The organism is Streptomyces barkulensis, from assembly GCF_002843305.1.
GTDB classification, from domain to species: domain Bacteria; phylum Actinomycetota; class Actinomycetes; order Streptomycetales; family Streptomycetaceae; genus Streptomyces; species Streptomyces barkulensis.
Genome location: NZ_PGSG01000047.1, coordinates 18012 through 27374, shown reverse-complemented (window position 1 = coordinate 27374; position 9363 = coordinate 18012). Strand labels below are relative to the sequence as shown.

Sequence of the window (9363 nt, the reverse complement as noted above, 5' to 3'; positions counted from 1 at the left end):
CCGATGCCGAGCTTCTCCTTGATCTTCTTCTCGATCTCGTCGGCCAGATCCGGGTTGTCGCGCAGGAAGTTGCGGGCGTTCTCCTTGCCCTGCCCCAGCTGATCGCCCTCATAGGTGTACCAGGCGCCCGACTTGCGGATGAAGCCGTGCTCCACCCCCATGTCGATCAGCCCGCCCTCCCGGCTGATCCCCACCCCGTAGAGGATGTCGAACTCCGCCTGCTTGAACGGCGGCGCCACCTTGTTCTTGACCACCTTCACCCGGGTGCGGTTGCCCACCGCATCGGTGCCGTCCTTGAGCGTCTCGATCCGGCGGATGTCCAGCCGCACCGAGGCGTAGAACTTCAGCGCCCGCCCACCGGTGGTCGTCTCCGGCGACCCGAACATCACTCCGACCTTCTCGCGGAGCTGGTTGATGAAGATGGCGGTGGTCTTGGACTGGCTGAGCGCACCGGTGATCTTGCGCAGCGCCTGGCTCATCAGCCGCGCCTGCAGGCCCACGTGCGAGTCGCCCATCTCGCCCTCGATCTCCGCGCGCGGCACCAGCGCGGCCACCGAGTCGATCACGATCAGGTCCAGCGCCCCGGAGCGGATGAGCATGTCGGTGATCTCCAGCGCCTGCTCGCCGTTGTCGGGCTGGGACAGGATCAGCGAGTCCACGTCCACCCCCAGCCGCTTGGCGTACTCCGGGTCCAGCGCGTGCTCGGCGTCGACGAAGGCGACCGTGCCGCCCATCCGCTGGGCGTTGGCCACCGCGTGCAGGGTCAGGGTGGTCTTGCCGGAGGACTCCGGCCCGTAGACCTCCACCACCCGGCCGCGCGGCAGACCGCCCACGCCCAGCGCCACGTCCAGGGCGGTCGACCCGGTCGGAATCACCTCGACGGGCTCGTTCGGCCGCTCGCCCAGGCGCATCACCGCACCCTTGCCGAACTGCCGTTCAATCTGTGCGAGCGCGGCGTCGAGCGCCTTCTCGCGGTCGTTTCCTGCCATGGGTGCCACCCGGTTCGCTTGAGTCGATCGCTTCACATCAGAAGACGCTAGCGCCTGCCACTGACAATCGGCCCGGACAGCGTTTCCAGCAGCCCGGCCCAACCATGAGAATAGCTGTTCGATTTCTGTGTCAAGTTGCTCCGTGTCCCTGTGGAAAACCGGCAGAATCCGGAGAACCAGCAGCTCAGGAGTGCTGCGCGTGGTCGGCCACCGGACAGCGCGCGCCCTTTCGGGGGCTCACCGCAGCTCGGCCGGTACGTCCACGGCCACGCAGACCGCGCGCCAGACCTCCTTCGCCCCCCACCCCGCCTCCAGGGCCTCGTGGACCGTTCTGCCGCCCAGCTCGGACATCACGTGATCGCGTGCGAAGGAGTCGGCGTACGCCTCACCGAAGTGGGCCGCCATCCGCTCCCAGAAGACCGTCAAACGCATACACCCAGTATCCGCCCGCCCGGCCGGCGGTGGGGAGCCGGACGGGCCGGGAGCGGCTACCCCAGGGCCCGCAGCCCCGCGGTGGCCAGGACGGCGGCGGCGACCACCACGAGGAAGGGCGCGCGCAGCACCAGAGCGACCGCCGCCGCCGCCAGACCTCCCGCGCGTGCGTCGGCCACCAGTGCGCCGCCCTCGCCGCCGAAGGTCTGCTGCGCGGTGAGCGCCGCCAGCAGCGCCACCGGCAGCAGGGCCGCCAGCCTCCGCACCAGCGGGCGCTCCAGCGCGCCTGCCGGCACCGACAGCCCCAGCAGCTTGACGAGGTAGCAGCCGGCGGCCGTCGCCCCGATCGCGATCCACACGCCCGCCGGGCTCATCGGCCCTCCCCTCCGTCCGGCCCCTTGGCCCGCAGCCCCCGCGCCAGCAGCACCAGTGGCGCGGCGAGCGCCGCCACCAGCACCGGGACCCCGGCCGGGAGAACCGGCAGCAGGCCCAGCCCCAGCAGCACCGCGAGCCCGGCCGTGGCGCGCTCGGCGGCCGTGCGCAGCATGGGCGCCAGCAGCGCCAGGAAGACGGCCGGACCCGCCGCGTCCAGCCCCCAGGCGGCGGTGTCGCCGAGCGCGGCGGCGCCCAGCGCGCCGAGCAGTGTGGTGAGGTTCCACAGCAGGTAGAGGGTGACACCGGTGACGGTGAACCCGATCCGCGCCGCGCGCCGGTCCCGCTGGGCGAGGGCGACCAGGGATGTCTCGTCGATGACCAGGTGGGCCGCCGCCGGCCGCACCGCGCGCGGCAGTCGCAGCAGCGAGGACAGCCGCAGCCCGTAGAAGGCGTTGCGGGTGCCGAGGAAGAAGGCCCCGGCCGCGGCGGTGAGCGGAGTGCCGCCCGCGGCGAGCGCGCCGACCAGGGCGAACTGCGAGGCGCCGGTGAAGACCAGCAGGCTGAGCGCACAGGTCTGCGCGAGGCTCAGCCCGGCTCCGGCGGAGGTGACCCCGAAGGCGAACCCGGACAGGCCCACGGCGACGCCGACTCCGAGTGCGTCACGGACCACGGCCCTGTCGTTCCCGCCGCGGTCGGCGGCAGGCGGCGGCGCGGTGGGCACGGGCGGCGCGGTGGGCGCGTCCCTCCCGTCCGGACGGGCCGGAACGGTCCGGGGGGTCGGGGTCGTCTGATTCGTCTCGGGCACGGCGTGATGCTAGGCACGGCCCTCCTGCCCGGTCTTGTACGTTCTTGCGCGTTCGCGCCGGTAGGCGCCCGGCGGTACGCCGACGATCCGGCGGAAGTGCCTCCCCAGGTGCGGCTGGTCGGTGAAGCCGACGGCGACGGCCGCCTCGGCGGGCGGCGCCCCCTCCTCCAGCAGCCGGCGGGCGCGGCGGACCCGGGCGCTGGTCAGCCAGGCGTGCGGCGGCATGCCGTACCGCTCCCGGAAGGCCCGCAGCAGTGAGAACGGGCTCGTCCCCAGCTCCGCGGCGAGCACCTCCAGAGTGGGCGGATCCGTCATCCGTTCCAGGAGGATCTCGCGGGCGCGCGCCGCCTTCCACGCGCCCGCGGTGCGGACCGTACGCGCGGGGAGCGCGGTGCCGTTACGGCGCAGCAGCCGGGTGACGGCGACCCGCAGCAGGGTGTCGGCGGCCAGGGCGTTGCCCTGCTCCGCGGCCCGGTGCACCTCGGTGATCAGGCGCGCGGCCTCCGGATCGTGCACGACGGACTCGGCGAACCCCGCGGTGCCCCGGATGGCCGTCGTCTCGGCGGCGATGGCCGCGACCGTACGGGAGGAGGGGTAGAGCGTGGCGTACGCCCAGCCCTCCGGAACCCCGGCGCGCGCGGTGTGCGCCACCTCCGGGTTGATCATGACGACGAACCCGGCGCCGGCCCGCTCCACACCCTGCGGCAGCCCGACCTCCTCGACACCGCCGGTGATGGCCCCCAGCACATAGCCGTCATGGGCGTGCTGGGGGAAGGTGTGTCTTATGTAGCGGGCGCGCAGCAGGTCCGTGTCCGGCAGCCGGTCGTACCGCCAGTGCCGTGCCCACTCCTCCGTCCCCATGCCCTCCATTGTGCGGGGGCCGGTACGAAGCCGGTGCGGGGGCCGCCTGTGCGGGGATGTCAGTGAGGGGGTGCACGATGGAGGCCATGGACCGGTCACCGGCTCTCGACGCCTTCTCCCCCGCGACCCGCTCGTGGTTCGCGGGGGCGTTCCAGGCCCCCACCGCCGCCCAGGAGGGCGCCTGGCGGGCGATCGCCGAGGAGCGCGACGTCCTGGTCGTCGCGCCGACCGGCTCCGGGAAGACGCTGGCCGCCTTCCTCGCCGCCCTGGACCGGCTGGCCGCCACGCCGCCTCCCGCCGACCCGGTCCGCCGCTGCCGTGTGCTGTACGTCTCACCGCTGAAGGCCCTGGCGGTGGACGTCGAGCGCAATCTGCGCAGCCCGCTGACCGGCATCCGTCAGGAGTCGGTGCGGCTCGGGCTTCCCGAGCCCGACATCCGTGTCGGGGTCCGTTCCGGCGACACTCCGGCCGCCGAGCGCCGCGCGCTGGTCCGGCGCCCGCCGGACATCCTGATCACCACGCCCGAGTCGCTGTTCCTGATGCTCACCTCCGCCGCCCGCGAGGCCCTGCGCTCAGTGGAGACGGTGATCCTGGACGAGGTCCACGCCGTGGCCGGGACGAAGCGCGGCGCTCATCTGGCGCTCTCCCTGGAGCGCCTGGACGAGCTGCTGGACCGCCCGGCCCGCCGCATCGGGCTGTCGGCGACGGTGCGTCCGGTGGACGAGGTGGCGCGCTTCCTCTCGCCCCGGCGCGGCGCGCACGTGGTGCAGCCGCCCTCGGGCAAGGAGTTCGACCTGTCGGTCGTGGTGCCCGTGCCGGACATGGGCGAGCTGGGCGGCTCACCGGTGCGGGACGCGGGCGGGGAGGGGCCCGGCGGCCAGGGGGACCGGCCCTCCATCTGGCCGTCGGTGGAGGAGCGGATCGCCGACCTCGTCCAGGCCCACCGCTCCACCATCGTCTTCGCCAACTCCCGGCGCCTGGCCGAGCGGCTGTGCAACCGGCTCAACGAGATCGCCTACGAGCGGGCCACCGGCGAGCCCGTTCCCGAGGGGCACTCGCCCGCCGAGCTGATGGGCGGGTCCGGGGCGGCGGGGGGCGCTCCACCGGTACTGGCCCGCGCCCACCACGGCTCGGTCTCCAAGGAGCAGCGCTCCCGGGTCGAGGAGGACCTGAAGGCGGGCCGCCTGCCGGCGGTGGTGGCCACCTCCAGCCTGGAGCTGGGCATCGACATGGGCGCGGTGGACCTGGTGGTCCAGGTGGAGTCCCCGCCCTCGGTCGCCTCCGGGCTGCAGCGGGTGGGCCGTGCCGGGCACCAGGTGGGCGCGGTCTCGGCCGGGGTGGTCTTCCCCAAGTACCGGGGCGATCTGGTGCAGTCCGCGGTGGTCACCGAGCGGATGCGCGAGGGCGCCATCGAGGCCCTGCGCATCCCCTCCAACCCGCTGGACGTACTGGCGCAGCAGATCGTCGCCATGGCCGCCGTGGACACCTGGGACGTCGACGAGCTGCTCGCGGTCGTACGGCGCGCCGCGCCCTTCGCCTCGCTGCCGGAGTCGGCGTACACCGCCGTGCTGGACATGCTCGCCGGGCGCTACCCGTCCGACGCCTTCGCCGAGCTGCGCCCGCGCCTGGTGTGGGACCGCGTCGCCCACACCGTCGCCGGCCGTCCCGGGGCGCAGCGGCTGGCGGTCACCTCGGGCGGGACGATCCCCGACCGCGGACTGTTCGGTGTCTTCCTCGCCGGTGCCGACCCGAAGAAGGGGGGCGGTCGCGTCGGCGAGCTGGACGAGGAGATGGTCTACGAGTCGCGGGTGGGCGATGTGTTCACCCTGGGCACGACCAGCTGGCGCATCGAGGACATCACCCGCGACCGCGTCCTGGTCACCCCGGCCCCCGGCGTCCCCGGGCGGCTGCCGTTCTGGAAGGGCGACCAGCTCGGCCGCCCGCTGGAACTGGGCCGCGCGCTGGGAGCGTTCCTGCGCGAGATCGGCGGGCTGGCACCGGAGGCCGCCCGGGAGCGGCTGGCGGTGGCCGGACTGGACGAGTGGGCCGTGGACAACGTCCTGGCCTATCTGGACGAGCAGCGGCAGGCCTGCGGTCACGTCCCCGACGACCGTACGATCGTGGTGGAGCGCTTCCGCGACGAGCTGGGCGACTGGCGGATCGTGATCCACTCCCCCTTCGGCGCCCAGGTGCACGCGCCCTGGGCGCTGGCGCTGGGAGCGCGGCTGGACGAGCGGTTCGGCATGGACGCGCAGGTGATGCACGCCGACGACGGCATCGTGCTGCGACTGCCCGACACCGATCTGATGGGCTTCGACCTCGGCGAGGACTTCGGCACGGACTTCGGCGCGGCTTCGGACCCGGACCCGGGCCCCGCGAGCGTCCCGGACCGCGACCCCGACCAGCCCCCCGTCGGCGCCGCCGACGTCCTGTTCGACCGGGACGAGGTGGAGCGGACCGTCACCGACCAGGTCGGCGGCTCGGCCCTGTTCGCCTCCCGCTTCCGCGAGTGCGCCGCCCGCGCCCTGCTGCTGCCCCGCCGCGACCCCGGCCGGCGCACTCCTCTGTGGCAGCAGCGCCGGCGGGCCGCCCAACTACTGCAGGTCGCCAGTGAGCTCGGGTCGTTCCCGATCGTTCTGGAGGCGGTGCGCGAGTGTCTCCAGGACGTCTTCGACGTACCCGGACTGGCCGAGCTGATGGGCGATGTCGAGTCGCGCCGGGTGCGTCTGGTGGAGGTCACCACCCCCGAGCCGTCCCCGTTCGCCCGCTCCCTGCTGTTCGGATACGTCGCCCAGTACCTGTACGAGGGCGACTCCCCGCTCGCCGAGCGCCGCGCCGCCGCGCTGTCGCTGGACTCCCGGCTGCTGGCCGAGCTGCTGGGCCGGGCCGAACTGCGCGAGCTACTCGACCCCGAGGTGCTGGCCGAGCTGGAGCGCGAGCTGCAATGGCTCCCCGGCGAGGGCGGGGCCGACGGGGTTTCCCGGATCAAGGACGCCGAGGGCGTCGCCGACGTGCTGCGCCTGCTGGGCCCGCTCACCGAGGAGGAACTGGCCGAGCGGGGCGCCGAGCCGCGGTGGGCGCGGGAGCTGGAGCACGCCCGCCGCGCCATCCGCGTCCGTATCGCGGGCCTGGAGCACTGGGCGGCGGTCGAGGACGCCGGGCGGTTGCGCGACGCGCTGGGTGCGGCGCTGCCCGTCGGCGTGCCCGAGGCCTTCACCGAGCCCGTGGCCGACCCGCTGGGCGACCTGCTGGGCCGCTACGCCCGCACCCACGGCCCGTTCACCACCGCGCGGGCCGCCGGGCGGTTCGGTCTGGGCACCGCGGTCGCCGACGGGGCGCTGCACCGGCTGGCGGCGGCCGGCCGGGTGGTCCAGGGCGAGTTCCATCCCTCGGGGATCGAGCAGGAGTGGTGCGACACGGGTGTGCTGCGGCGGCTGCGCCGCCGCTCCCTGGCCGCGCTGCGCCAGGAGCTGGAGCCGGTGCCGCCCGCCTCGCTCGCCGCGTTCCTGCCCCAGTGGCAGCACCTGGGGGCCGGGGGCGGCGGGCTGCGCGGGATCGACGGGCTGCTGCGCGCCGTCGAACAGCTCCAGGGCGCCCCCGTGCCCGCCTCCGCCCTGGAGAGGCTGATCCTGCCCTCCCGGGTGGCCGACTACCACCCGGCCATGCTGGACGAGCTGACCGCCGCCGGAGAGGTGCTCTGGGCCGGCGCGGGCGCGCTGCCGGGCAAGGACGGCTGGGTCCGACTCCATCTGGCCGACGCCGCCCCGCTGCTGCTGCCCGACGCCCTCCCGATGGAGCCCACCCCGCTCCACCGGGCGGTCCTGGAAGCGCTCTTCGGTGGCTACGGCCTGTTCTTCCGGCAGATCGCCGACCGGGTGCGCGCCGACGGGCACGAGGCGTCCGACGCCGAGCTGGCCGAGGCCATGTGGGACCTGGCCTGGTCCGGACGGCTCACGGGCGACACCCTGGCCCCGCTGCGCGCCCTGCTCGGCTCCGGCCGCACCGCGGGGGCCACGGCGCACCGCGCCAGGCGGAGCACCCCCCGAGGCCGGTACGGCTCCCCCCTCCCCCTGTCCCCCGTCGCGCCGACCGGTGCGCCCCGCCGTCCCACCGCTTCCCGCGGCGGACCCCCGACGGTGGCCGGCCGCTGGTCGCTGCTGCCCGACCGGGAGACCGATCCCACCCACCGGGCCCACGCCCTGGCCCGCACCCTGCTGGACCGGCACGGCGTGGTCACCCGGGGCGCGGTCGCCGCCGAGGGCGTCGAGGGCGGCTTCTCGGCCGCCTACCGCGTGCTGTCGGTCTTCGAGGAGAGCGGCCAGGCCCGCCGCGGCTATGTGGTGGAGGGCCTGGGCGCCGCCCAGTTCGCCGTGGACGGCGCGGTGGACCGGCTGCGCGCGATCAGCACGGCCCGGGAGAAGCCCGGGGGCGCCCGCCCGCGCACCGCCGTACTCGCCGCCGCCGACCCCGCCAACGCCTACGGCGCCGCCCTTCCCTGGCCCGAACCGCCGTCGACGGCCCTCGCGGAGGACGGCGGACCGGGCCGGGGCAGGACGGCCGCGTCCCACAAGCCGGGTCGCAAGGCGGGCTCTTTGGTGGTGCTGGTCGACGGCGAGCTCGTCCTCTACCTCGAGCGCGGCGGCAGGACGCTGCTGGCCTGGCGGACCGAGGGTCCGCCGCTGACCGCCGCCGTCGAGGCACTGGCCGAGGCCGCGCGCCGCGGCATGCTGGGCACCCTCACCGTGGAACGTGTCAACGGCTCCCCGGCCCTGACCTCTCCCGTGGGTTCCGCCCTGGAGGCCGCGGGCTTCCACGCCACTCCGCGCGGGCTGCGGCTGCGCGCGTGACGGCTTGACGACCGGCGGCGCTCCTCGGGCCGGCCGGACGGCCCGAGGAGCGCCGCCAGGCGCGTAGGGGCGGAAGACGGCGGGAAGCGGTCGGGGAGCGGACGTCCGAAAACGACGGACGAGAGACGAGAAGGGACGGCCCGGTGCCCGAGGGAGACACCGTCTGGCGCACCGCCCGGCAACTGCACCGGGCGCTGTCGAAAGCGCCCCTCGTCCGCTGCGACCTGCGAGTGCCCAAGCTCGCCACCGTCGACCTCACCGGGCGCGAGGTGCTGGAGACGAGCGCGCGCGGCAAGCACCTCCTCACACGTTTCGAGGGCGGTCTGACGCTCCACTCCCATCTGCGGATGGAGGGCGCCTGGCGCGTCTACGCACCCGGCCGGCGGTGGAGCGGCGGCCCCGGCCACCAGATCCGCGCCGTCCTCGCCACCGGCGCCCACTCGGCCGTGGGGTACCGCCTCCCCGTCCTGGAGCTGCTGCGCACCGCCGATGAGGACAGGGCGGTCGGTCATCTGGGCCCGGACCTCCTGGGCCCCGGCTGGGACGAGGCGAAGGCCCTGAGCCGCCTGCTGGCGGATCCCGCCCGCCCCGTCGCCGAGGCGCTGCTGGACCAGCGCAATCTGGCCGGGATCGGCAACGTCTACGCGGCGGAACTCTGCTTCCTGTTCAGGGTGACGCCCTGGCTGCCGGTCGGCGAGGTCCCCTCCCCCGAACGTCTGACGGCCCTGGCGAAGAAGCTGCTGGAGGTCAACAAGGCCCGTACGCTCCGCGTCACCACCGGCGACGTGCGCGCCGGCCGGAATCTGTGGGTGTACGGCCGTGCGGGCGAACCGTGCCCGCGCTGCGGTACGACCGTCCGCACCTGGGTGCCCGGGCCCTCCAGCACCCGGCGCGTGGCGTACTGGTGTCCCGGCTGCCAGACGGGACCGCCTCCCCCGTCCGCCTGAACACCGGCTCCGCCCGGAAAGGCGCCCGGACCGCGGTCCGGTGCCGCACCCGGCCGTGGCTCTGTCCGGTGACGCGGCGGGCCCGGCCCGGACGCGTGTCACGCGTC

General features: G+C 74.9%; 7 protein-coding genes. 2 read left to right on the top strand and 5 right to left on the bottom strand.

Translation table 11 applies throughout. The annotated features are described in order from the left end of the window. The 5 genes from recA to CUT83_RS10275 form a co-directional block, all read right to left on the bottom strand. Window positions 1–989: recombinase RecA (gene recA, locus CUT83_RS10295; RefSeq protein WP_101255555.1), on the bottom strand; the 989-nt coding region annotated here is incomplete at its 3' end. Between the two features lie 237 nt (window positions 990–1226). Further along, window positions 1227–1421 (bottom strand): DUF3046 domain-containing protein, encoded by a 195-nt coding sequence (locus CUT83_RS10290; protein ID WP_093663386.1) that lies wholly within the window; start codon window positions 1419–1421, stop codon window positions 1227–1229. Between the two features lie 56 nt (window positions 1422–1477). Then, window positions 1478–1795: an AzlD domain-containing protein gene (locus CUT83_RS10285; protein ID WP_101255554.1), complete on the bottom strand. Its 318-nt coding sequence runs from the start codon at window positions 1793–1795 to the stop codon at window positions 1478–1480. Continuing rightward, window positions 1792–2517, bottom strand: a complete 726-nt coding sequence (locus CUT83_RS10280) for an AzlC family ABC transporter permease (protein WP_101255557.1) — start codon at window positions 2515–2517, stop codon at window positions 1792–1794. Before CUT83_RS10280 ends, CUT83_RS10285 begins: the two co-directional genes overlap by 4 nt. A 93-nt stretch (window positions 2518–2610) precedes the next feature. Then, the gene (locus CUT83_RS10275) at window positions 2611–3462 is read right to left on the bottom strand and encodes an AraC family transcriptional regulator (RefSeq protein WP_420882439.1); all 852 of its coding nucleotides are present in this window, start codon (window positions 3460–3462) and stop codon (window positions 2611–2613) included. Window positions 3463–3539: 77 nt separating this feature from the next. Between CUT83_RS10275 and CUT83_RS10270 the strand changes: the two genes are divergently transcribed. Together CUT83_RS10270 and CUT83_RS10265 are read left to right on the top strand one after the other, a co-directional pair. Beyond that, window positions 3540–8309 (top strand): Lhr family ATP-dependent helicase, encoded by a 4770-nt coding sequence (locus tag CUT83_RS10270; protein WP_101255552.1) that lies wholly within the window; start codon window positions 3540–3542, stop codon window positions 8307–8309. 143 nt (window positions 8310–8452) lie between these two features. Then, entirely contained in the window at window positions 8453–9256 is an 804-nt protein-coding gene (locus CUT83_RS10265; protein WP_101255551.1) for an Fpg/Nei family DNA glycosylase, read from the top strand. Window positions 9257–9363 lie beyond the last annotated feature (107 nt).